This is a genomic window from Pontibacter russatus, assembly GCF_009931655.1.
GTDB classification, from domain to species: Bacteria; Bacteroidota; Bacteroidia; order Cytophagales; family Hymenobacteraceae; genus Pontibacter; species Pontibacter russatus.
Genome location: NZ_CP047984.1, coordinates 1692599 through 1715039, shown reverse-complemented (window position 1 = coordinate 1715039; position 22441 = coordinate 1692599). Strand labels below are relative to the sequence as shown.

The 22441-nt window shown below is 56.5% G+C and carries 22 protein-coding genes; 15 read left to right on the top strand and 7 right to left on the bottom strand.

Features of this window, described 5'->3' with window-relative positions; translation table 11 throughout:
• The first annotated feature begins 185 nt into the window (after positions 1 to 185).
• Together nadE and lgt are read left to right on the top strand one after the other, a co-directional pair.
• Complete coding sequence (gene nadE / locus GSQ62_RS06865; protein WP_237587045.1) at positions 186 to 2069, top strand: NAD(+) synthase; 1884 nt, start codon at positions 186 to 188, stop codon at positions 2067 to 2069.
• A gap of 98 nt (positions 2070 to 2167) precedes the next feature.
• A complete protein-coding gene (gene lgt / locus GSQ62_RS06860; RefSeq protein WP_161888822.1) occupies positions 2168 to 3004 on the top strand; it encodes a prolipoprotein diacylglyceryl transferase in 837 nt (278 codons plus the stop codon).
• 91 nt (positions 3005 to 3095) lie between these two features.
• Here the strand turns inward: lgt and GSQ62_RS06855 are convergent, their stop codons facing one another.
• Complete coding sequence (locus GSQ62_RS06855; RefSeq protein ID WP_237587044.1) at positions 3096 to 3932, bottom strand: hypothetical protein; 837 nt, start codon at positions 3930 to 3932, stop codon at positions 3096 to 3098.
• 127 nt (positions 3933 to 4059) lie between these two features.
• On the opposite strand from GSQ62_RS06855, the gene GSQ62_RS06850 reads away from it, so the two are divergent.
• Complete coding sequence (locus tag GSQ62_RS06850) at positions 4060 to 4452, top strand: VOC family protein (RefSeq protein ID WP_161888820.1); 393 nt, start codon at positions 4060 to 4062, stop codon at positions 4450 to 4452.
• A 273-nt stretch (positions 4453 to 4725) separates the two neighbouring features.
• On the opposite strand, the gene cdd is transcribed toward GSQ62_RS06850, so the two are convergent.
• A complete protein-coding gene (cdd, locus tag GSQ62_RS06845) occupies positions 4726 to 5208 on the bottom strand; it encodes a cytidine deaminase (RefSeq protein ID WP_161888819.1) in 483 nt (160 codons plus the stop codon).
• Positions 5209 to 5337: 129 nt separating this feature from the next.
• Between cdd and GSQ62_RS06840 the strand changes: the two genes are divergently transcribed.
• The 10 genes from GSQ62_RS06840 (at position 5338) to GSQ62_RS06795 (ending at position 16390) form a co-directional block, all read left to right on the top strand.
• Positions 5338 to 6684: a saccharopine dehydrogenase C-terminal domain-containing protein gene (locus GSQ62_RS06840; protein ID WP_161888818.1), complete on the top strand. Its 1347-nt coding sequence runs from the start codon at positions 5338 to 5340 to the stop codon at positions 6682 to 6684.
• A 69-nt stretch (positions 6685 to 6753) separates the two neighbouring features.
• Entirely contained in the window at positions 6754 to 7314 is a 561-nt protein-coding gene (locus GSQ62_RS06835; protein ID WP_161888817.1) for an NUDIX domain-containing protein, read from the top strand.
• 102 nt (positions 7315 to 7416) lie between these two features.
• Complete coding sequence (locus GSQ62_RS06830; protein WP_237587043.1) at positions 7417 to 8217, top strand: lysophospholipid acyltransferase family protein; 801 nt, start codon at positions 7417 to 7419, stop codon at positions 8215 to 8217.
• Positions 8165 to 8452 carry an Asp-tRNA(Asn)/Glu-tRNA(Gln) amidotransferase subunit GatC gene (gene gatC, locus GSQ62_RS06825; RefSeq protein ID WP_161888816.1) on the top strand — a complete coding sequence of 96 codons (288 nt, stop codon included), beginning with the start codon at positions 8165 to 8167 and terminating at the stop codon, positions 8450 to 8452. Before GSQ62_RS06830 ends, gatC begins: the two co-directional genes overlap by 53 nt.
• Positions 8453 to 8466: 14 nt before the next feature.
• The gene (locus tag GSQ62_RS06820; RefSeq protein WP_161888815.1) at positions 8467 to 11508 is read left to right on the top strand and encodes a tetratricopeptide repeat protein; all 3042 of its coding nucleotides are present in this window, start codon (positions 8467 to 8469) and stop codon (positions 11506 to 11508) included.
• A 12-nt stretch (positions 11509 to 11520) separates the two neighbouring features.
• Positions 11521 to 12246, top strand: a complete 726-nt coding sequence (locus tag GSQ62_RS06815; protein WP_161888814.1) for an ABC transporter ATP-binding protein — start codon at positions 11521 to 11523, stop codon at positions 12244 to 12246.
• Positions 12246 to 12794 carry a cob(I)yrinic acid a,c-diamide adenosyltransferase gene (locus GSQ62_RS06810; protein WP_161888813.1) on the top strand — a complete coding sequence of 183 codons (549 nt, stop codon included), beginning with the start codon at positions 12246 to 12248 and terminating at the stop codon, positions 12792 to 12794. The genes GSQ62_RS06815 and GSQ62_RS06810 overlap by 1 nt, the downstream gene beginning before the upstream one ends.
• A gap of 28 nt (positions 12795 to 12822) precedes the next feature.
• A complete protein-coding gene (locus GSQ62_RS06805; RefSeq protein WP_161888812.1) occupies positions 12823 to 13896 on the top strand; it encodes a branched-chain amino acid aminotransferase in 1074 nt (357 codons plus the stop codon).
• 212 nt (positions 13897 to 14108) lie between these two features.
• Positions 14109 to 15186, top strand: a protein-coding gene (prfB, locus tag GSQ62_RS06800; RefSeq protein ID WP_161888811.1) for a peptide chain release factor 2 whose coding sequence is annotated in 2 segments (ribosomal slippage) — positions 14109 to 14168 and positions 14170 to 15186 — 1077 coding nt in all. Because the reading frame shifts where the segments join, the coding sequence is not laid out codon by codon here.
• Positions 15187 to 15796: 610 nt separating this feature from the next.
• The gene (locus GSQ62_RS06795) at positions 15797 to 16390 is read left to right on the top strand and encodes a ribonuclease HII (RefSeq protein WP_161888810.1); all 594 of its coding nucleotides are present in this window, start codon (positions 15797 to 15799) and stop codon (positions 16388 to 16390) included.
• 28 nt (positions 16391 to 16418) lie between these two features.
• On the opposite strand, the gene GSQ62_RS06790 is transcribed toward GSQ62_RS06795, so the two are convergent.
• On the bottom strand, positions 16419 to 16856 hold the full coding sequence (locus GSQ62_RS06790; RefSeq protein WP_161888809.1) for a response regulator: 438 nt from the start codon (positions 16854 to 16856) through the stop codon (positions 16419 to 16421).
• A gap of 43 nt (positions 16857 to 16899) precedes the next feature.
• Positions 16900 to 18381 carry a sensor histidine kinase gene (locus GSQ62_RS06785; protein WP_161888808.1) on the bottom strand — a complete coding sequence of 494 codons (1482 nt, stop codon included), beginning with the start codon at positions 18379 to 18381 and terminating at the stop codon, positions 16900 to 16902.
• Positions 18382 to 18588: 207 nt separating this feature from the next.
• Here GSQ62_RS06785 and gcvT point away from each other — a divergent pair, with 207 nt between their 5' ends.
• Positions 18589 to 19677, top strand: coding sequence for a glycine cleavage system aminomethyltransferase GcvT (gcvT, locus tag GSQ62_RS06780; RefSeq protein ID WP_161888807.1), 1089 nt, complete (start codon positions 18589 to 18591; stop codon positions 19675 to 19677).
• Positions 19678 to 19772: 95 nt separating this feature from the next.
• Positions 19773 to 20525: a 2-phosphosulfolactate phosphatase gene (locus GSQ62_RS06775; protein ID WP_161888806.1), complete on the top strand. Its 753-nt coding sequence runs from the start codon at positions 19773 to 19775 to the stop codon at positions 20523 to 20525.
• 21 nt (positions 20526 to 20546) lie between these two features.
• Here GSQ62_RS06775 and GSQ62_RS06770 read toward each other — a convergent pair whose 3' ends face one another.
• The 3 genes from GSQ62_RS06770 to dtd form a co-directional block, all read right to left on the bottom strand.
• Positions 20547 to 20876 carry a nucleotide pyrophosphohydrolase gene (locus GSQ62_RS06770; protein ID WP_161888805.1) on the bottom strand — a complete coding sequence of 110 codons (330 nt, stop codon included), beginning with the start codon at positions 20874 to 20876 and terminating at the stop codon, positions 20547 to 20549.
• A gap of 16 nt (positions 20877 to 20892) precedes the next feature.
• Positions 20893 to 21807, bottom strand: a complete 915-nt coding sequence (locus tag GSQ62_RS06765) for a hypothetical protein (protein WP_161888804.1) — start codon at positions 21805 to 21807, stop codon at positions 20893 to 20895.
• Between the two features lie 102 nt (positions 21808 to 21909).
• Complete coding sequence (gene dtd, locus GSQ62_RS06760) at positions 21910 to 22362, bottom strand: D-aminoacyl-tRNA deacylase (RefSeq protein ID WP_161888803.1); 453 nt, start codon at positions 22360 to 22362, stop codon at positions 21910 to 21912.
• Between the last annotated feature and the right edge of the window lie 79 nt (positions 22363 to 22441).

The window sequence follows — 22441 nt, the reverse complement described above, 5'->3', positions numbered from 1 at the left end:
TTGAATAACTGACTTTTGAATAATTGAATGAGGAGGCTCCATGTGGCACTTTCTGATTCCGCTACTTCATTCCCAGACATTCATTCCATATCAAATTCTCTTGGCATTCAAAATTCAGTAATTCAGTTATTCAAAATTGGCGCACCCGCGCTTAACTTGCCTCTGAATGTTGCGTTAAACAGCCCATGGAAGAAACAAGACTGATGCTGGCCGCAGCCGCCCTGAACCAGACACCGATGGATTGGGACGGGAACCTGCAGCATATAAAAGACGCTATCACGGAGGCCATCGCCAACAAAACGCACCTGCTGCTGTTGCCCGAGCTCTGCATTACCGGCTATGGCTGCGAAGACATGTTCCTGAGCCCCTGGCTCTCGGAGGTGGCTTTCGGGAAGCTGCTGGAGATAAAAGAGTGGTGCGACAACATCACCGTGGCCGTCGGGCTGCCTGTTTTCCTCGACCGCAAGGTATATAACACCGCCTGCGTTATCAAGAACAAGGAAATCATCGGCTTTACAGCGAAGCAGTTTCTGGCCAACGACGGGGTGCATTACGAGCCGCGCTGGTTCACGCCCTGGCCCGCGGAGGTGGTGCAGGAGTTCCAAATGCTGGGCCAGACCTACCGCATCGGCGATATCATATATGAGGAGCAGGGGGTGAAGTACGCCTTTGAGATATGCGAGGATGCCTGGCGGCCCAACCGCCCGGCAGAGCGCCATATGCCGAAGGGCGTGCAACTCATCCTGAACCCGAGCGCCAGCCACTTCGCCCTCAGCAAGACAGACGTGCGGCACCGGCTCGTGGTGGAGGCTTCCAAAAAGTACCAGTGCGCCTATATGTACGCCAACCTGCTGGGCAACGAGGCGGGCCGCATGATATATGACGGCGAGGTGCTGATTGCCCAGAACGGCAAGCTCATCCGGCGCAACGAGCTGCTCTGCTTTAAGGATGTGGACATGGAGTGCGCCGAAGTCTGCTTCTCCGATAATCCGAAGCTGGAGGACGTTATCGAGTACCTGCCGCCGATAGACGAGAACAAAGAGGTGATGGCAGCCCTGAGCCTGGCGCTGTTCGACTATATGCGCAAGAGCCGCAGCCGGGGCTTTGTGCTGTCGCTGAGCGGCGGGGCGGATTCCTCGCTGTGCGCGGTTGCCGTGGCCGAGATGGTGCGGCGTGGCATTGAGAGCCTGGGTGCGGTGCTGTTCGTGGCCAAAACACAGATGTTCCCGCTGAAGGATGTCGCCTACTTCGATACGCTGCCTGCGGACAGGCTGCAGAAAGAACTGGTGGGCAGGCTGCTGACCTGCGCCTACCAGGGCACGGTCAACTCCTCCGGCGACACCTACAACTCGGCCAAAGGCCTCGCTGATTCCATCGGGGCGAAGTTTTACGACTGGACCATTGACGAAGAGGTGCGAGGCTATGTGGCCAAGATAGAGGATGTGCTGGAGCGGCCGCTCACCTGGGAGCGGGACGACCTGACGCTGCAGAATATACAGGCGCGGGTGCGGGCGCCCGGCATCTGGATGCTGGCCAACATCAACAACGCGCTGCTGATGGCCACCTCCAACCGCAGCGAAGGCTCTGTGGGCTATACCACCATGGACGGCGACACGGCTGGCGGCATATCGCCCATCGCAGGCATCGACAAGGCCTTTATCCGGCAACTGCTGGTATGGGTGCAACTGGAACTGGGTTACGAGGGCCTGCAGTACGTGAACAAGCTGCAGCCCAGCGCGGAGTTGCGCCCATCGGATGAAGCGCAGACCGACGAAAAAGACCTGATGCCCTACGAGGTGCTGAACCAGATAGAGCGCCTGGCCTTCCACGACCGCTTTGCGCCGCACGAGGTATATAACATCCTGCTGGAGCAGCAGGTGGCCTCGCCGAATCTGTTGCAGGCATGGGTCACGAAGTTTTACACGCTGTGGTCGCGCAACCAGTGGAAGCGCGAGCGGCTGGCCCCGTCCTTCCACCTCGACGACTACAACATCGACCCGCGCAGCTGGCTCCGCTTCCCGATTCTGAACGGCGGGTTCAGGGAAGAGCTTTCTAGGATTCAACAGTAAACCGAACCCTATATAACCAGGCGCTCCGGCATTACCCGGAGCGCCTGGTTTTTTCCGTACCTGATTTATCGTAACTTTGGTACGAACATATAACCCTTATGAGCCTATTCCATTATATTCCCTGGAATGTTGATCCGGAGATTTTCAGTATTGGCCCCTTAAGCATCCGCTGGTACGGCCTGCTGTTCGCCCTTGGCTTCGTCATCGGGCAGCGCATCCTCACAAAAATATACGTGGCCGAAGGCCGCACAGAAGGCGATGTGGACGTCATCACTTTATATATGATTATCGGTACGGTGGTGGGCGCGCGCCTGGGCCACGTGCTCTTTTACGATCCGGTGTACTATCTCAGCAACCCAATCGAAATTCTGCAGATATGGGAGGGGGGGCTGGCCAGCCACGGGGCCACCATCGGCATCCTGCTTGCGCTGTGGCTCTTCAGCCGCCGCTACAAGTTTGATTATATGTGGGTGCTGGACCGCATCGTGATTGTGGTGGCCCTGGGAGGCGCTTTGATACGGTTGGGTAACCTGATGAACTCAGAGATTTTCGGCCACCCGACGGACCTGCCCTGGGGCTTCATCTTCTACAGAAGCAACGAGTTCTCGCATGTGCCCCGCCACCCCACCCAGCTGTATGAGTCGCTGAGCGTGTTCCTGTTGTTCGTGGTGCTGTACTGGCTCTGGAAGAAATACAAGTCCGCTTTGCCGCGCGGGCTCCTGTTCGGGCTGTTTGTGACCTTCCTGTTCACCTTCCGCTTTTTGATAGAGTTCCTGAAAGAAAACCAGGAGGCGTTTGAAGACCAACTGGCCCTGAACATGGGACAGATCCTGAGCATCCCGCTTATCCTGATCGGTTTGATCATTCTGTTCAGGGTGTGGCGGCACCCGGCGCCTGCAGCACCCGGCGGCAGGCTAAGCGACTCGAAAGCGTAGATCGTATATATTGTATTGATATTATGACGAAAGCGGCACCTCTCATATATACAGGAGGTGCCGCTTCTGTTTTATATATAGGCAGTGAATCTTACAAACGATAACGATACAAATTGCCGCCTTCGCTCGTGATCACCAGCGTTGCCTCATCCTCAAACGCAATGCCCTCTGTCTGGCCGGCGTCTTTCAGCCGCAGTTCGTTGTAGGTGCCGTCGTAGAAGGTTTCGGGAGAGTCGAAGCCGGTGAAAAGGTGGATTTTGCCCTCGCTCAGCAGCGCCACTTTGTCTTCGCCGGGGCTGATGTCGGCACCCGTGACCTCTGCCTTAAGAGGGTGGCTGCCGATGAGTTTGGCGGTATACTTTCCTGCTTTGGCGGGCACTTTATATACCTTGGCCGTAGCCTGCAGGCCCCTGTCCTTCGATATGAGGTAAATACTGCCGTTGCTGTAGAAGATGGCCTCCACATCGAAATTGCGGTCTTTTTTTGCGGGCGGGTACTGCTTCTGGTCTTCGTAGGTGAAGCGGATGGTCTGTACCTGCTGCGGGCTCTCGGGCTTTAGCTTATATATAGCCAGCTCGCGGCGGTTGTTGTTGTTGTTTCCGGTCTCGGCTATATAGACGTATCCCTCATCGTCCTGCGCCAGGTCTTCCCAATCCACGTTCTTCAGGTTCAGCTTGATCGTCCCCACCAACTCGCCTGCTTCGTTTATTTTGTAGAGGTAAGGTCTGTTGCCGGCGTCGTTGTGGGTCAGGTACTGGCCTTTTTGCGGCAGCGCCACCAGCCCCGAGCTCTCTTCCACGGCATTGGGCAGTTTTGCTAGTTTCTCCAGGGCGCCGGGCGTTAGGGCGGGCGGGGTTGCCGCCATATCCCGCATAAAGTAGAACAGCAGGCCCGCGACAGCCACAAGCACGGCCGCAATTTTCAGCATAAGCTTCATTTATATTGGATTGGATTCAGGTAATGTACTTAACGGGAAGCGCCCGCCCGACGTTAGCTATATAGGCGATAAATATTAATGGCGGGCGTATGGCTGCTGCCGGTACAAAAGACGCATAATGGACATCAGGAAGATAAAGGAGACCTGTTTATATATCACCAGCCTGGAAAAGAGCAAGGCGTTTTACCACGGCAAACTGGGGTTTGAAGTGATAGGGGAGGTGAAGGACCGGCATGTCTTCTTCCGGGCGGGCGCCTCGGTGCTGCTTTGTTTTATCGCCGAAGCATCTAAACAGAGCACCACGCTCCCGCCGCATTTCGGTACGGGCCAGCTGCACCTCGCTTTTGAAGTCGAGAAAGCGCAGTACGAGCCGTGGAAGGAGAAGGTGAAGCGTGCCGGAATCAAGATAGAGCAGGAGTTTGACTGGGGCGGCGGCTTCCGCTCATTCTACTTCCGCGACCCGGATCAGCACCTGCTGGAGGTGGTGATGGAAGGCATGTGGGAACGGTAATTTTGAATGAGTGAATGAGTGAATGAGTGAATGAGTGGATGAGTGGATGAGTGAATTTGAAGATTTGGAAATGAGGTGATGTGAAAATATGCATGCCAAGGCACTTCCTAAACCTTGCAGTGTCCGAAGGTCCTTCGAGTGTTTCGCCGGAAAGGTGGAGCGCCGTCATTGCTAACACATCTAATTATCCTCATCCACTCATCCACTCATTCACTCATTCACTCATTCACTCATTCACTCATTCACTCATTCACTCATTCAAAATTGGCTTTCCTACAGGCTATCCTTTGTGAACTGGAAGGGAAGCAGGTCGGCTACGCTGCGGAAGCGGTAGAACTTTCCATCCGGCGCTTGTAGCAGCACAGGCATGTTCTCCTGCTGTTTGTGCTCGTACTCGCCCATTACCTGGCGGCAGGCCCCGCAGGGCATGGCCGGGATAAAGTTGCTTTCGCTTCTGCGGCGGGCGGTCACGGCGAGCAGCTTTATCTTTTTGTTCGGGTGGTGGGCGCTCACAGCAAACAGCGCGGTGCGCTCGGCGCAAAGCCCGGACGGATAGGCCGCATTCTCCTGATTGCTGCCCTTAAACAGACTGCCGTCTTCGAGCAGCAGCGCGGCCCCCACCAGGAAATTCGAGTACGGGGCGTAGGCGTCGTTGGCGGCCTCCCGGGCCAGTTGCATCGCCCGGCGCTCCTGCTCGGTCAGCTCGGCTGGCTCCAGCACATCCACGCGTATGTTTATATCTAGGGTAGTGGCCATATCTGAATTCCTAAGCCCTAAAAGCGGCAAAGGGTTTTCAATTTAAGCCAATTATTCAACAATGCCATATATGGTGTTTGCCTTGCAGGCGGGATTTCTTAAATTATAACCGCACCATATCCCTGTGCTATGAAAAGAATTCTGCTGCTTGGCGCCGGCCGCTCCGTCTCCTCGCTCATCAAGTACCTGTGTGATAACGCCCCTGCGGAAAACTGGACCATCCGGATAGGCGATATTTCCGTCGCGCACCTGCAGCCGCTCACGGAGGCCATCCCCTGTGTGGACATCATGGCGTTTGATGTGCAGAACGGGCGGCAACTTTCAGAGGAAGTGGGCCAAGCGGACCTGGTGCTTTCGATGCTGCCGGCAGCGTTTCATATCGTGGTGGCGCGGGAGTGCCTGAAGCAGGGCAAACATCTGATAACGGCCAGCTACGCGACGCCCGCTTTAAAGGAATTGCACGCAGCGGCGGAGGAGCAGAACCTTATTTTTCTGATGGAGTCCGGCCTGGACCCGGGCATCGACCACATGTCGGCGATGGCGGTGATACAGCGCATCCAGGCAGCGGGCGGCAGACTCACTTCCTTCAAGTCCTATACCGGCGGGCTGGTGGCCCCGGAGTCAGACACGAACCCGTGGCGCTATAAATTTACCTGGAACCCGCGCAACGTGGTACTGGCCGGGCAGGGCACGGCGAAGTATATCAAAAACGGCTCGTACAAATACATCCCCTACCACCAGCTGTTCAGGCGGACCGAGGCGATATATGTAGAAGGATATGGAGACTTTGAAGGCTACGCTAACCGCGACTCGCTGAGCTACCGCGAGCTATATGGCCTGCGCGGCATCCCGACGATGCTGCGCGGCACCCTGCGCCGCCCCGGCTACTGTGCCGCCTGGGACGCGCTGGTGCAACTGGGCCTCACTGACGACAGCTATACGCTGGAAGGCGCTGAGCGCATGACGTACCGCAGTTTTGTAGAGGCCTTTCTGCCACCGTCCACTGACGCGAAGCAAAGCGTTGCGGAGCGCATCAGTTTATATATAAACCTGCCTGCCGACGGGGAGGTGATGGAGAAACTGGCATGGCTGGGGCTGTTTGAAGATACGCCTGTTGCGTTGGCAGCGGCCACCCCGGCGCAGGTGCTGGAGAAGCTACTGAAAGAGAAATGGGCGCTGGCACCCGGCGACAGGGATATGATTGTGATGCAACACCTGTTCGAATATGAAATCGGCGGCGAGAAGCGGGAAGCCTCCTCTACCTTGGTGGCAACAGGCGATGACGAGGTCCATACAGCCATGGCGAAAACAGTGGGGCTGCCCGTTGGTATCCTGACAAAGCTGCTGCTGCAGGGCAAAATCAAGCGAAGCGGCGTCCTCATTCCCCTATACCCGGAACTGTACGAACCGGTGCTGGAAGAACTGAAGCAACACGGAATAGATTTTGTGGAGAAAGAGCGCCTGGTGCAGGAGTGAGTTTCCTTGGACGATCCTCCGCCTCCAATCCACAATAATCCTATCTTTGCAGCAAAAGCATATAGGACGATGATCGACGAGAACCACAACCCCTGGACCACCCTTTCCACCAGCCATATATACCAGAACCCCTGGATCAGCGTGCGCGAAGACCAGGTGCTGAACCCCAAAGGCGGCGAGGGCATCTACGGTGTGGTGAGCATGAAAAACAAGGCCATCGGCATCATCCCCATCGACGACGAGGGCTATACCTACCTGGTGGGCCAGTACCGCTACCCGCTCAACGAGTATAGCTGGGAGATACCCATGGGTGGAGGGCTCATCGAAAACGACCTGCTGGAGTCGGCGAAGCGGGAGCTGAAAGAGGAGACAGGCTTCACCGCCGCCAGATGGACAAACATCGCGCGGCTGCACACCTCCAACTCCGTGACCGACGAAGAAGGCTTTGTTTTCCTGGCGCAGGAACTAACCGCCGGCGAAACTGCTTTTGAGGAAACAGAGGAACTGCACATCAGGCGGGTAAAGTTTACGGAGGCGGTGGAGATGGCCATGTCCAACAAAATCACCGACGCCATCAGCGTGGCTGGCCTCCTGAAAGCGGCGCTGTTGCTGCAGCAGCAGCAGGACTGATCCTATATACCACGCTGGCCCGCCACGGCGTTATGGGAAAGGGCTGCTGCGCCAACCTCCTCTGGATTTGTACAATTCGGGAGAATGCTTACTTTTGGATAAATGAAAGCCGTCAAGTATATAGCACACCGTATATACACCACCTGGTGCTGCACCTGGTTTGTGCTGCCGTTCGTGGTCACGTACCCGTTTCAGGCTTTCCTTATCCGGAAGGAGAAGTGGTGGCACCGGGTGCACAACATCAACCGGGGCTGGTCCACGGTGTTTCTGCGCATGTTCCTGGCGCCGCTTACGGTGGAGTGGCGCATGAAAATTGATCCAAAGCAGCGCTATATCTTCACGGCCAACCACAGCTCCTACCTCGATATCCCGATGATGCTGCACGCCATCCCCGGATTCCTTAACTTTGTGGGCAAGAGCTCGCTGGCGAAGGTGCCGCTCTGGGGCAAGGTGTACGGCACCTTATATATAACCGTGGACCGCCGTAACCCGGTGAGCAGCGCCCGGAGCTATCTGAAGTCGGTGCGAACGCTGGATCAGGGGCGCAGCCTGGCTATTTTCCCGGAGGGCACGATTCCGAAAACCGCTGGCGAAAAGCTGATGGAGTTTAAGGACGGGCCGTTTAAACTGGCGATAGAAAAGCAGGTGCCGGTGGTGCCGGTGACCATGCCCTACAACCAGCACTTCCTGCCCGACCTGGACGGCAAGCTGAAGGTGCGCTGGCACCCGCTCAAGATTGTGGTGCACGAGCCGATCGAGACGAAAGGCATGACGCTGCAAAACCTGCCGGAGCTGAAGGAGCGGGTATTTAACATTATTCAGACAGAACTAACCAAACACAGCAAGACGCATGTCAACGGATATTCAGACTATAAAGAAATTGGCGCACTTAGCCAGGCTTGAGTTTAACGAGGAGAAAGAGCAGGAGATGCTGCAGGACCTGAACAAGATCCTGAACTGGATGGACCAGTTGAGCGAACTGGACACGACGCACGTGGAACCACTCATACACATGTCGGAAGAGGTGAACGTGCTGCGCGAAGACGTGGCGAAGAACACCGTTACACACGAGGAGGCGCTGCTGAACGCGCCCAAAAAAGATTCTGATTACTTCCGGGTGCCGAAAGTGCTGGAGTAGTCTGCAAGCCATATATGAACAAAATTAAATTCTGGAGGGGCTGGGATACTTCAATCAAGTATCCCTATCTTTTTTTGCTTACGCTGGGCGTAATGGCCCTGCTGCTGGGCGTCTACCATTATTTTACCGGCGACAACCTGGCCTTTGGCTGGGACAAGATCACGGACCTGCAGGTGGTGCCGGTGCCGGTGAACGAAGTGACGCGCCTGCTGGAGCCTTTCACGCTCACCGCCGACGGGTACCTGCTTTTTGAGCAGTACGACGTGGCGCTGCCCACTATCAACACCGTGGCGGCCGCGCTGCTGCTGGGCATCCTGGCGATATGCCTCGCCTTTTACGCGGCGGCCATCAGCACCATGCGGCAGCTGCCGTACTTCGCGGGCGTGCTCCTGCTCATGCTGTTCCTGGCCACCTTCAATTTCGACCTGCTGGGTGGTTTCGGCACCGGGTCCAGCCAGACGCTGCTGCTCATCGCCATTGCCCTGCTCGCCATCAGCAGTTACGCGTTCCAGGCTTTCTGGCCGCAGGTGGGCTTTTCGCTGCGCCTGCTGACCATGCTGGTGGTGGTGGCCGTAACGGGGCTGCTGGTATACAGTGCGGCGCAGTTCCCGGCCCGGCTGGTGACGCTGCACCTTGTCAACTACAGCTCCATCGGCACGCTGGCGGCCACCGTGCTGTTTATGCTGTGGGTGGCCTACGAGAACGTGAACGCCCTTCTCTGGATAAACACGCAGGCGAGAACGCCGGAGCGCCGCTTCAGCATGTGGCAGTTCATCCTCATCAGCCTGCTGTACCTGCTCAACCTGCTGCTGCTCTACCTGCGCCACATCGGCTACCTGCAACTGGAGCTGTTCTATATCAATGCCTACTTCATCCTGCTGCTGTCGGCGGTGGCCGGTTTCTGGGGCATGCGGCAGCGGGAGGCCTATTACAGGAACCTGTTCCAGTTCCGCCCCACGGGGGCCGTGCTGTACCTCGTGTTCGCCACCATCGCCTTCCTCAGCATCGGCTATGCCTTTGCCACAGCCAACGATCCGCTCACGGTGTTTTACCACGACATGATTGTGTACACGCACCTGGCGTTCGGCGTGGGCTTCTTTTTATATATCATGATCAACTTTGGGCGGCTGATAGCGCAGCGCCTGCCGGTATATAAAGTGGTGTACGAGCCGAAGAGCTTCTCCCTTTTCTCGTTTGCCCTGATGAGCCTCATCGCCTGCGTCATTCTGGTGATGCGCACGCAGTACCGATCGTACTTCGATGTGCAGGCAGGCTACTACAACTACCTCGGCGACTTATATACCGCTTCGGGCAACGACATACTGGCGGAGCGCTTCTACGAGGAGAGCGATGTGTACGACGTGAACAACGTGAAGGCAAACTACAGCCTGGCGGCACAGTACCGGAAGGAGCAGGAGCGCAATAACGAGATTCTGCGCCTGAAAGATGCCCTGGACAAGCGCCCCAACCCGAAACTGTACGTGCGCCTGGCCAACCTATACGACGGGAAGCAATACTTCTTCGAGAAGCTCTACGTGCTGCAGGAGGGAGCCGAGAAATTCCCGGAAAGTGCCGAGATCTACAACAACCTGGCCCTGCTGTACGCCCAGACGAGCGTGCAGGACAGCACCGAGTATTACTTCGACCTGGCCCAACGGTATAGCGGCGACGGGGATTTCGTGCGCAGCAACCGCCTGGCCTACTACACGCGGCAGGCCATGCTGGAACCAGCCAAAACCGTGCTGAAGGAAAGCCACAAAGGGAAGAGCAAAACGCTGCGCAGCAACATGGCGGCGCTGCGCCAGCTGCTGGGCATGGACCCGCAGACCGACGATAACTTTATGCCGGACTCCTTGCAGGCGGTGGAGGATTTCACGCTGTTTTATAACGAGACGCTCAGCAAACTCAACAAAGGCGACACCACCCGGCTGGAGGGCATCAACGCCTATCTGGCGTCTCCGGGCAACCAGCTTTTTTACGCGGACCTGCTGTACCTGAAAGGACTGGTGCATCACTACAACGGCTTGCCAAGAGAAGCGCGGCGCGTGGTGGAGAACCTGGCCCTGCAGTCGGACCGGAACAACGGCTACTACTACAATGCCCTGGGGCAGTGGATGCTGGAGGAGCAGAACTACCGGGCGGCGGCGGCCTACTTTAAGCAGGCGAAAGACCATGGCTATACCCAAGCCTACCTGAACCACGGCTACGCGCTGGCGCTGGCCCACCAGCCCCAGGCGGCGGTGCAGGCATTGGAAGAAGTGGGATATACTGAGAATGCGGCCGCCATTGCCGTGGCGCAGGATCTGGCGGAGGTGCTGCAGCAGGACGTGAAAACCATCACCACCGAAGTGCCGGACAAGGAAAAGGTGCAGTATCTGCTGGCGCGCCTGCCGCAACTGAGCGAGCCGGATGTGAATGCACTGGTACAGGCGGTGACGGACAAGGACCTGAAGCGCCAGGCCCTGGTGGCGCGCGTACACTATCTTGTGGGGCAGCGCCGCTGGAACTACGCATACAGGGCTATCAAAGAAACGGGGCCTCAGTTGCAGCCGGAAGGGGAACTGCGGTCGGCCCTGAACCTGCTGGAGCTAAAGGTGTGGCTGAACGCCAAAAAATACGACGTGCTGCTCAACAGGATGGAAAAGCTGTACCTGACAGACCGTGACAGGCGCCAGGCGCTGTACTTCAAGGCGCGCGTTGCCGAGGCAAGAGGCCGGGAGGAGGAGGCCGCCGCGCGCTACGAGCAGGCCCTGAAGATGCTGCTCTACGATGAGGAAACGGTGCTGGCGGCGGCAAACTTTTTCGACAGCTACAAGCCGGAGGGGCAGCGGGCCTATAACATTCTGCTGAGCGGCATCACGTACAACCCCTACGCGGCGGAGCTGCAGAAAGCCTACGCCATGGAAAGTTTAGACCAGGGCCTGTTTAGTTACGCAGAGCAGGCGCAGGAAACCCTGCGCGACTTGCTTCCTCCGTCAGAATACAGTACATTTATAGAGAAATTAGACCAGAAACGCCAGGAGATTGCGGCCCGCGCCGAAGACTGGCAGCTATGAAAAATCAGCCGCATGAACACGCTCATCGAAACGCACGACATCTCGAAGATATACCGCATGGGGGCGGAGACCATCCATGCCCTCAAATCGGTGTCCATCAAAATTGAAAGGGGCGAGTACGTCGCTTTCATGGGGCCCTCCGGCTCGGGCAAGTCTACGTTCATGAACATCATCGGCTGCCTCGACACACCCACCGGCGGCACCTATATACTTAACGGGCAGGATGTGAGCAACATGACGGACAACGAGTTGGCCGAAGTGCGCAACAAGGAGATCGGCTTCGTGTTCCAGACTTTTAACCTGCTGCCGCGCCAGTCGTCGCTGGAGAACGTGGCCCTGCCGCTTATATATGCCGGCTACGGCAAAAGCGCCCGCGAGGAGAAGGCGCAGCGCGCGCTGGAGAGCGTGGGCCTGGGCACCCGGGGCAAGCACAAGCCGAACGAACTGTCGGGCGGGCAGCGGCAGCGCGTGGCCATCGCCCGCGCCCTCATCAACGACCCCAGCATCATCCTGGCCGACGAACCGACCGGTAACCTCGACTCCAAGACCTCCTACGAGATCATGGAGCTGTTCGAGGACCTGCACTCCAAGGGCAATACCATCATCATGGTCACGCACGAGGAGGACATCGCCAAATATGCCCACCGCATTGTCAGGATGCGCGACGGCCTGATCGAGTCTGACGCGATGAACACCGACATTGCCACCGCAGCCAGGCTACAGACAGCACCCGAGTAATGAAGCTATATACCAAAACCGGCGACAAGGGCACTACCTCCCTTATCGGCGGCACGCGCGTTCCCAAATCCGATTTGCGCATCGAGGCCTACGGCACCATCGATGAGCTGAACTCCTATATAGGCCTGGTGCGTGACCAGGAGGTGAACCAGGTACGGGCAGGCGTTTTGAAAGAAGTCCAGGACAGGCTTTTTACCATCGGGGCGCTGCTGGCCACCGATCCGGCCAAGTCTAAAATGAAAACCCCGGACCTGCACGAGGAGGATATAGCCTTGCTGGAGCAGGAGATTGACAGCATGACGGCCAATGTGCCGCCCCTGCGTGCCTTTGTGCTGCCGGGCGGGCACCCCTCCGTTTCGTTCTGCCACGTAGCGCGCTGCGTGTGCCGCCGGGCCGAGCGCCTGGCCATTCATTTACAGGAACATGCTCCCGTAGCGGAGCTGATCATAAAATATCTGAACAGACTTTCTGACTATCTCTTCGCGCTTTGCCGTAAAATGACACAGGAGCTCGGCGCGGAGGAAGTAACCTGGAAGCCGCGTATCTGATACATCCACAAGAACAAAACTAAAAACTATGTCAGTTGATACCTTAACAATACCAACCCAGCGCGTGGCGAAGTCGCGCATTTCGGAGGTGGATTTCGATAACCTTCAGTTCGGGAAAACCTTTTCGGACCATATGTTTGTGGTCGATTACAAAGGCGGTGCCTGGCAGAACCCGCAGGTGCTGCCTTACGGCGACATGGCGCTGAGCCCGGCCACCTCCTCCCTGCATTACGGGCAGGCCATTTTTGAGGGGATGAAAGCATATAAAGATGAACACGGGGATCTCCTCCTTTTCAGGCCACAGGCAAACCTGCAGCGCCTCAACAAGTCGGCCGAGCGCCTGTGTATGCCGGAGTTGCCGGAAGAGCTTTTTATGCAGGGGCTGGAGCAACTGCTGCGCGTGGATGCCGGCTGGGTGCCGACCAAAGAAGGCAGCTCACTTTACATCCGCCCGCTGATGTTCGCCACCGATAACTTTATCGGTGTTAGGCCATCCCTGACGTACCGTTTTCTGATCATCACCTGCCCGGTGGGCAAGTACTACGACAAGCCGGTGAAAGTAGCGGTGGAGCAGCAATACGTGCGCTCCGCAGAAGGCGGCGCGGGTTACGCTAAAGCGGCTGGCAACTACGCGGCGTCCCTGCTGCCCTCCCGCAAGATGCAGGAGAAAGGCTACGACCAGCTTATATGGACAGACGCCAAAGAGCACAAGTACGTGGAGGAGTCCGGCACCATGAACGTGATGTTTGTGATAGACGATGTGCTGGTGACCCCGAGCCTGAGCACGAGCATCCTCCACGGCGTCACCCGCGACAGCGTGCTGACAGTGGCCAGAGACCTGGGCTATAAGGTAGAAGAGCGTAAAGTAGCTGTAGACGAGGTGATCGCGGCGCAGCAGGCTGGCAAACTCACAGAGGCCTTCGGCACCGGAACGGCGGCCATCATCTCCCAGATCGCCCTGATCCACCACAACGGCCAGGACTACGAACTGCCTCCGGTGGAAACACGCAAAATTTCCAACAGCATAGGTGCTGCGCTGGATAAAATCAGAACCGGGCAGGTTCCGGATACCCATAACTGGGTACAGAAAATCAGCCTGTAGCCCATATATAAAAGCGGTGTTGATTGCTGATTGATAATAGTTGATTGCTAGTAATTGATTGTTGGTTTACAGCGAGTATATATGGGTATATGCTAACAACCTGTAAACCAGCCATTCAACCCTGTAGCTATATCACAATTAACAAACAACAATCAGCACCCATCAGACGGTAGTTCTGTATTGAATAAATCATATATAACCATTAGAAATCCATGACAACTGAACAGTTGAAGGAGTTAAAGGGCCGCGTTGAGGCCCTGAGGAGGTATCTTTGACTACGATGCCCGCAAAGAACAGATAGCAGAGACAGAAAAGCAGACCACTGCCCCTGACTTTTGGGACGACCCGAAGGAAGCCGAGAAGGTGCTGAAGGAAATCAAGTCGGTGAAGGTGTGGACAGACCATTACGAGCAGGTGGAGAAAGCCGTCTCCGACTTCGAGGTGCTGTTCGACTTTTACAGGGAAGGGGATGTGTCGGAGGAGGATATCAAGCAGGAATATGGGAAAGCGGCCAACGCCGTGGAGGGGCTGGAGTTCAAGCGCATGCTCAGCGGCGAGGAAGACCAGCTCAGCGCCATCGTGGAGATAAACCCCGGCGCAGGCGGCACCGAAAGCCAGGACTGGGCCGAGATGCTGATGCGCATGTACATCATGTGGGCCGAGTCGCACAAGTTTGGCGTGAAACAAATCAGTTATCACCCCGGCGACGGCGCCGGTATCAAATCCGCCACCCTCGAGATCACGGGCGACTTTGCCTATGGCTATATGAAATCGGAGATAGGCGTACACCGGCTGGTGCGCATCTCACCCTTCGACTCCGGCGGCCGCCGCCACACCTCTTTTGCCTCCGTGTTCGCTTACCCCGTGGTGGACGACACCATCAACATTGAGGTGAATCCCGCCGATATAGAATGGGACACCTTCCGGTCGGGAGGCGCCGGTGGCCAGAACGTGAACAAGGTGGAGACGGCGGTGCGCCTGAAGCACAAGCCCACCGGCATCGTGATCGAGTGCCAGATAGAGCGCTCGCAGCTCATGAACAAGGAGCACGCCCTGCGCATGCTCCGTTCCCGGCTTTACCAGATAGAGATTGAGAAGCGCAACGAGGAGCGCGACCGCATCGAGAGTACCAAAAAGCGCATCGACTTCGGCTCCCAGATCCGCAATTACGTGCTGCATCCCTACAAACTCGTGAAAGACATCCGCACGGGCGTGGAGCGCACCGACGTGCAGAACGTGCTGGACGGCGACCTGGACGAGTACATCAAGGCTTTCCTGATACAGGCGTAGTTGCTATATATAATCACCACAGCTTGTCTATTGCTATATGTTTGGTCATATGAGTATGGGGACAGAACAGCATAGAGTATAAAAAAACTGTTATTCTGGAAGAAACTTGGTAGTAGAAGAGGGCCCCTATCTCCGGAGGTTAGGCTTATGCGGCTCGCCTACAAAATCCTTCCAGGATGACAAAATAAACTGATTCTGTCTCCATACTTATAAGGACAGCTACATTTCGTCTGCACGAAGTGAAAGCTCTTCCAGTTTTTCCTTGAGGCGCCTCGAGAGTTTCCGGTGCCACGTTAGTGGCAGCCGTCTTGACAAGGGGCCCCAACCCCTGGCAGGAAACGAAATAGAGGGCCCCTACCCCCAGCAGCGCTTCAAGGGAAAACGAGGCCTCTCGGCCTGAGAGCGCCACACCCAGCTATAGAACTCATAAGCATTAAGGCCGCAGGGATGGACAATAGCCAAAGGCAGATAGCATCATCAAATGGGAAGTTTAGAGCTTGGGTTATATATGCTTCATTGATACCCGCTCCATATATTTGAGCAGTCAGGACATCAAGCCCAGGCTATATATAGATTTAAGTTTACTAAAAATCAAAACAACAAACACCCTATGCTACTTTCCAACCACAGCGGGCATGCCTTAGAGGCCGGGGTAGACGAGGTGGGCCGGGGCTGCCTGGCCGGGCCGGTGGTGGCCGCGGCGGTTATCCTGCCTTTCAACTACACACACGCCTTCCTCAACGACTCCAAAACGCTGAGCAAAAAGCAGCGGGAACTGATGCGGCTGGACATTGAGAAAGATGCCGTGGCATGGGCCGTCGGAGCGGCCTCGCCTGCCGAGATAGACGAAGCCAATATCTTGAACGCGACCTATATGGCGATGCACCGGGCATTGGAGAAGCTGGGGCAGGAGCCCGCTTACCTGCTGGTGGACGGCAACCGCTTCAAGCCCTACAGGCAGGTGCCGCACAGCTGCATGGTGAAAGGCGACGGCAGGTACCTGTCTATTGCGGCGGCGTCGGTGCTGGCCAAAACCTACCGCGACGACCTGATGTGCCGGCTGGCAGCAGCTCATCCGCATTATGGCTGGGAGCAGAACGCCGGATACCCGACCCGGCGGCACCGCGACGGCATTGCCCGCTATGGCGCCACAACGCACCACCGGCAGTCTTTCACGCTGCTGCCGAAGCAGGATGTTTTGTAGAAGTATAGAGGCCTGGCTGCGTAGGCGCCTACTTGAGTTTGATCAGGTCGAGGAAGAGGCTGAAGCTGTCGAGGGAGGAGTGGCTTTTCTCGAAGCTGTCGAAGGTGAGCGGCTTCACGATATAACCCGTCACGTGCAGGCGCTGCGCGGCAAGGCGGTCTGTCTCCTCGTTAGAGGTGGTCATGATGAAAACCGGTATATGGCTGAACTCCGGCTCGCGTCGCAATTCCGCCAGAAACTCCAGCCCGTTCATTTTGGGCATGTTGATATCCAGCAGGATAAGGCTGGGAGCAGGCGTGATCTTGGCGGAACCTTCGCTGCCGCGCAGCATGTTCAGGGCCTCGCGGCCGTTGCGGGCCACGTGCAGGGGGCGGGTGAGGTTTATCTTGCTCAGCTCCCGCTCCACATTCATAATATCCAGGTAGTCATCTTCTACTAAAAGGATACTTACAGCTTGGTCAGTCATGGGTTCCGAATACTTCTGGTACAATTAAGGCAAAAGTATGAAATTATCCCACTACTTCCGCGTCTTTTGGCCAGGTGAAGGTAAAAGTGGCTCCCTGGCCGGGCTGTGATGTCACCCCGATAGTGCCGCCCTGCCACTCCACGATCTTCTTTACGATGGTCAGGCCCACGCCGGTGCTCTCCACCGCGTCGCGCTCCTGCAGCGTCTGGAATATCACGAAAATGCGGTCGTGGTACGCCGGATCAATGCCAGGCCCGTCGTCGGACACCGAAAAGACATGGAACCGGTCCGTTTCGTGGTACCGGACCCGGACCAGTCCCTCGCGCTTGTCGTGGTACTTAATGGCATTGCTGATCAAGTTGCTGAACACCTGCTGCAACTGTATCCGGAAGGTGTGCAGTACCGGCAGGTTTTCCTGCACCTCTATCATGAACCCGTCTGGCGGTGTGAGCATGTCTGCTACCTCGCTCAGCAGAACGTTCACGTCCACGTCCTCGGCTATCTGGCTGGTGCGGCCAATGCGGGCCAGGGCAAGTATCCCGTTGATCAGGTTCTCCATGCGGTGTACGCGTATGCGCATCATCATCAGGTATTCCTGCACCTTGGGCGGCAGCTGGGTGCCCATATCCTCCTCTACCCAGCGCGAGGCGACCTCAATGCCCCGCAAAGGCGCCTTCAGGTCATGCGACACCACATAGGCGAACTGGTCAAGCTCCACATTCTTGCGGTCGAGTTCGCTGAACGTCTCGTCAATGGTGGCCGACATGCGGTTGAGGGAGTTGGAAAGCTGGCTGAGCTCGTCGCGCGAGGTGTCGACAATCTTGGTTTTGTAGTCGCCCCTGGATATCTCCTCTGCCAGGTTCACCATTTTCATGATGCGCCTGGTGATGAGGCGCGTGATGTAGTAGGCCCACCAAAGCCCCAGAATCACCGACAGCAGCGTCAGGGCCGTGGATACGTTGCGGGTGGTGTTGATGCTTTGCCCCAGGCGCTCCCGCCGTTCTTCCCGCACCTTGTACTCGTAGGCATTAAAGTCGCGGAAGGCGGCCCGGATGGAATCCACGAGAATTTTCTCGCCCAGCACCAGGCTGTCCAACTGCTGGCTCGAGCCGAAAGCGGGCGCACCCAGCGTATCCGTACGCTTCAGGGCGATGAGCGGCTCTGCATACCTGTTCTCGAAGCGCTGCTGCAGCCGTACGATGTCGTTTAACTTCTCGGTTTGCTCAACTGAGCCGGAGACGAACGTCCTCGTTTCCGCGAAGAGGCTCGGCAATTGCTCTTTCGCCTGCACATAGGGCAGCAGAAACGCCTCGTTCCCGTTCAGCAGGAAGCCGCGCAGGCCGGTTTCCATATCGATGATGTTCCGCTGCAGCGAAGCGGTGTTCCGTACCACAATCTGGGACCGCGACACCCAGACGGTGTTGTCTATCACATCTTCAGAAAGCTGGAAGTTGACAATGGCCACGGCCGTGAACAGGAGGGATATCAGCAGGAAGCCTGCAAAAAGCTTAACAGAAAGTTTCATCTAAGGGCGCTTATCCTTTACGAAAGCAGGCCTGCGAGGGCAAGGCTGCAACTGGCAAAGGTACAACTGTTTTCGGAAGTTCTTAAAAGGCCCAGGGCTCTGCCCTGCCTATATATGGCTATACGGGCCGGGGCAGGAGATAAATTTCGGATGCGGATGAATTTTGCTTATTTTTGCCGCACACTCAGCAAGGACCGGAGGCAATATATGGAACTGAAAAAAATCGCGTTGAATGACGTACACGAGGCGTTAGGGGCTAAAATGGTTCCTTTTGCCGGCTATAACATGCCCGTGCGATATTCGTCTGACATTGAGGAGCATATGACCGTGCGCAACGCGGTGGGCGTGTTCGACGTGTCGCATATGGGTGAGTTCATGCTGCGCGGCCCCGGCGCCCTCGACCTGATTCAGCGCATCACCTCCAACGATGCCGCCAAGCTGACGGACGGCAAGGTACAGTACTCCTGTTTTCCCAACGAGCAGGGCGGCATCGTGGACGACCTGCTGGTGTACCGTTTCAGCGAGGAGGAGTATATGCTGGTGGTGAATGCCTCCAACATCGAAAAAGACTGGGAGTGGGTGAACAGGTTTAACACCAACGGGGTAGAGGTAGAGAATATCTCGGACGAGGTGTCGTTGTTTGCGGTGCAGGGGCCAAAGGCTGCCGAAGCACTGCAGCCGCTCACGTCCGTCGACCTGTTCGGCATGGATTATTATACCTTTGAGCAGGACACCTTTGCCGGTGTGGAGGACGTGATTATATCCGCGACGGGCTATACCGGCTCCGGCGGCTTTGAGCTATATATAAAGAACAAGGATGCGAAAGCGGTGTTCGACGCCATCATGGAGTCGGGCAGGCCCTATGGCATCAAGCCCATCGGGCTGGGCGCGCGCGATACACTGCGCCTTGAGATGGGCTTCTGCCTCTACGGCAACGACATCAACGACACCACCTCCCCGCTGGAGGCTGGCCTGGGCTGGATCACGAAGTTCAACAAGGATTTCACCAATGCCGCCAACCTGAAGGCCCAGAAAGAAGCCGGTGTGCAGCGCAGACTTATCGGCTTTGAGATGCTGGAGAAAGCCATCCCGCGCGCGCATTACGACATCGTGGACGCCGCCGGCGAAAAAGTGGGCGAAGTGACTTCCGGCACCATGGCTCCCTCGCTGGGCAAAGGCGTTGGCCTGGGATATATAAACACTGCATGGAGCAAGCCCGGCACCGAGATTTATATACGCGTGCGCAACAAAGACATGAAAGCACAGGTGGTGAAGCCGCCTTTCTATAAAAAATAACTTAACCGTTGATTGCTCAACGTTGATTGTTGTTAATAGAAAGTTACTAAACAAGAATCAGCAAGCAGCAACTAACAATCAACAACGAAACAGAAATGGCAAGTATAGACGTGTGTTACAGCCCCGAGCTGCTGCACTTATATAATCTGGAGGGGAAAGCGGTGGTGGCTGTGGATATTCTGCGGGCTACCTCTACCATGGTGACGGCTTTTGCGCACGGCGCCACCGACATCTTCCCGGTGATGGAACTGGAGGAGTGCCGCGCTTTTGCCGGACAGGGTTGCCTGACCGCGGCCGAGCGGAACGGCATCAAAGCCGAGGACTTTGACCTGGGCAACTCGCCGTTCAGCTATATGAACGGGTTTGTGCAGGGGCGTTCCGTGGCCATCACCACCACCAACGGCACCCGCGCCATCCGCTTGTCGGAGGCGGCTGAGGAAGTGATCATCGGCTCGTTTCTGAACCTGCAGAGCGTGGCCGACCACCTGACGGAACTGCAACTGGATGTGCTTGTGGTGTGCGCCGGCTGGAAAGGCAAGTTCAATCTGGAAGACACGCTTTTTGCCGGGGCTCTGGCCGAGTGCCTGCAGCAGGACTTTACGTTCGAGAACGATGCAACGCTGGCCGCCCTCCACCTGTACCAGGCCGGCAAATCCGACTTGTTCGCCTTCCTCAAGGAGTCCTCGCACGTGCGCCGCCTCCAGAACCTGAACATCCACGAAGACATTCGCTACTGCCTGCAGCAAAATATATACAACGTGCTGCCCGTGTGGCGCCACGACCGGCTGGTAGACCTGATAGGAGTTAGAGAGTTAGAAAGTTTGGGAGTTAAAAAGTCTGGGAGTTGAAGAGTGACTTATCCCCTTGCTCTAACTATCTAACTTCTTATTCTGTTTGTGTCGCTGGCTGTCGCGGGAGGTTTTTTTCCCGAGGTTCCGGTGCAGGGCTTCTGTCAGGTCTACGCCTGTCTGGTTGGCCAGGCAGATGAGCACGAACAGCACGTCGGCCAGTTCATCGCCCAGGTTTTTCCCTTCGTCGCTCTTCTTGAAAGACTGCTCGCCGTACTGGCGGGCAATGATGCGGGCCACTTCCCCGACTTCCTCTGTCAGGATGGCCATGTTGGTGAGTTCGTTGAAGTAACGTACCCCGTTTTCCTGTATCCACTTGTCTACGGTGGCCTGCGCTTCGGCTAAAGTCATATATGCTGTGCTTGTGTTACTTCCCAAATTTAACCACAAAATCGACATAGGGCACCCCGATAGCCAGCACATCGCTGGCAATATCGGCGTTGTTCAGGAAAGCGAGGTCCACCGTGATTTTCTCTCCCATAAACCGGATGCCGTAGGAATAAACGCCGTAGTAGCCATCGGATGGCACCAGCCAGTTTTCTGTTACCAGCGCCATCTTGCGGCTTATCCTCCTCATGCCGCTCAGGTTAAACACGGGCTTTCCGGAAACTTCATCGTCCACGTAGCCGAAGCCGACGCCAAGCGTGGCGTTGTTGTCGCGGTTGCCATAGGTGATGAGGCCATAGCCAATGCCCAGCCCCGAGAAGTCCTCGATGGGCGCATTCGCATACAGGACACCCGCCCCGGCATTCCATTTGTCGCTGATGGGGAAGGAGTATTTGGGTGTGATGAAGAAGATGGGCTCGCCGGAGAAGGTGGAGATCAGCTCGAACCCGGCCCCGATCGTGAGCCGGTCAGTGATGCCGTAGTTGAATGAGTTGAGCACCAGGTAAGTGTTCTGATAATAGGCTTCGCCTTTGCGGAGGCTGTAGGCGGAAGGCGCGAAGAGGTAGCGCGTGGCATTGGGGTTATCGAACCAGTACTCGCCGTTCCTGAAGTTCCGCTCATCCAGAATCCGGAAGCTTTTCAGCTCGCTCATCGGGATGGTTATCTCGCCGGCGCTGTCCGTGAGCAGCCGCACGCCCGCCTCGCTTTGCCCCAGGTACACCCCCTGAAACACAGAGCCGTCCTTGGTTTCCACCAGCCACCGCTGCGTTGCCGTGGTTTGGGCCTGCGCACTGTCCGTTTGCTGTGCCTGCACGGCTGTGGTTGCCCCGAGGTAGAAGACAAAGCTTAGCCACGCCAGCGCAGCCAGACAGCAGGAATGCATTCTGAAAACCATAGCCTTGAAAAAACAGTGAAACAGATGAGGAGAAGAACAAATACGCTGTGCTATATACGAAAATACTTATAATAAACAGGTCTTTCTGAGGCTGTTTTCTGTCTATTCTTTTGCTTTGGAATCTATCACGATAGTGACCGGCCCGTCGTTCAGCAGCGACACCTTCATATCGGCCCCAAACTCCCCGGTTTGCACCTGCCTGCCCGTGGCAGCTTCGAGCAGGGCCACAAACTGCTCATATAGCGGCACCGCCACAGCAGGCGTCGCGGCGCTGATATAAGAAGGGCGGTTTCCCTTTTTAGTATTGGCGTACAGCGTAAACTGGCTGATGACCAGGATATCGCCCTGCACGTCCCGCACGCTCAGGTTCATCTTGCCTTCCGCATCGCCAAAGATGCGGAGCTGGGCCACTTTGCCCGCCATCCACTTCAGGTCTTCGCCGGTGTCTTCGGGGCTGAAGCCCGCCAGCACCAGCAGCCCCAGGCCGATTTCCCCTTTCACTTGTTTATCAATTTCCACGGAAGCCTGCGTTACCCGCTGTATCACTACGCGCATATAGAGGAGGAATGGTTTCAGGCAAAGGTACCAATTTGAGTGATTGGCGCTTTATAAATGTGTGATTATGGTTTGCAAA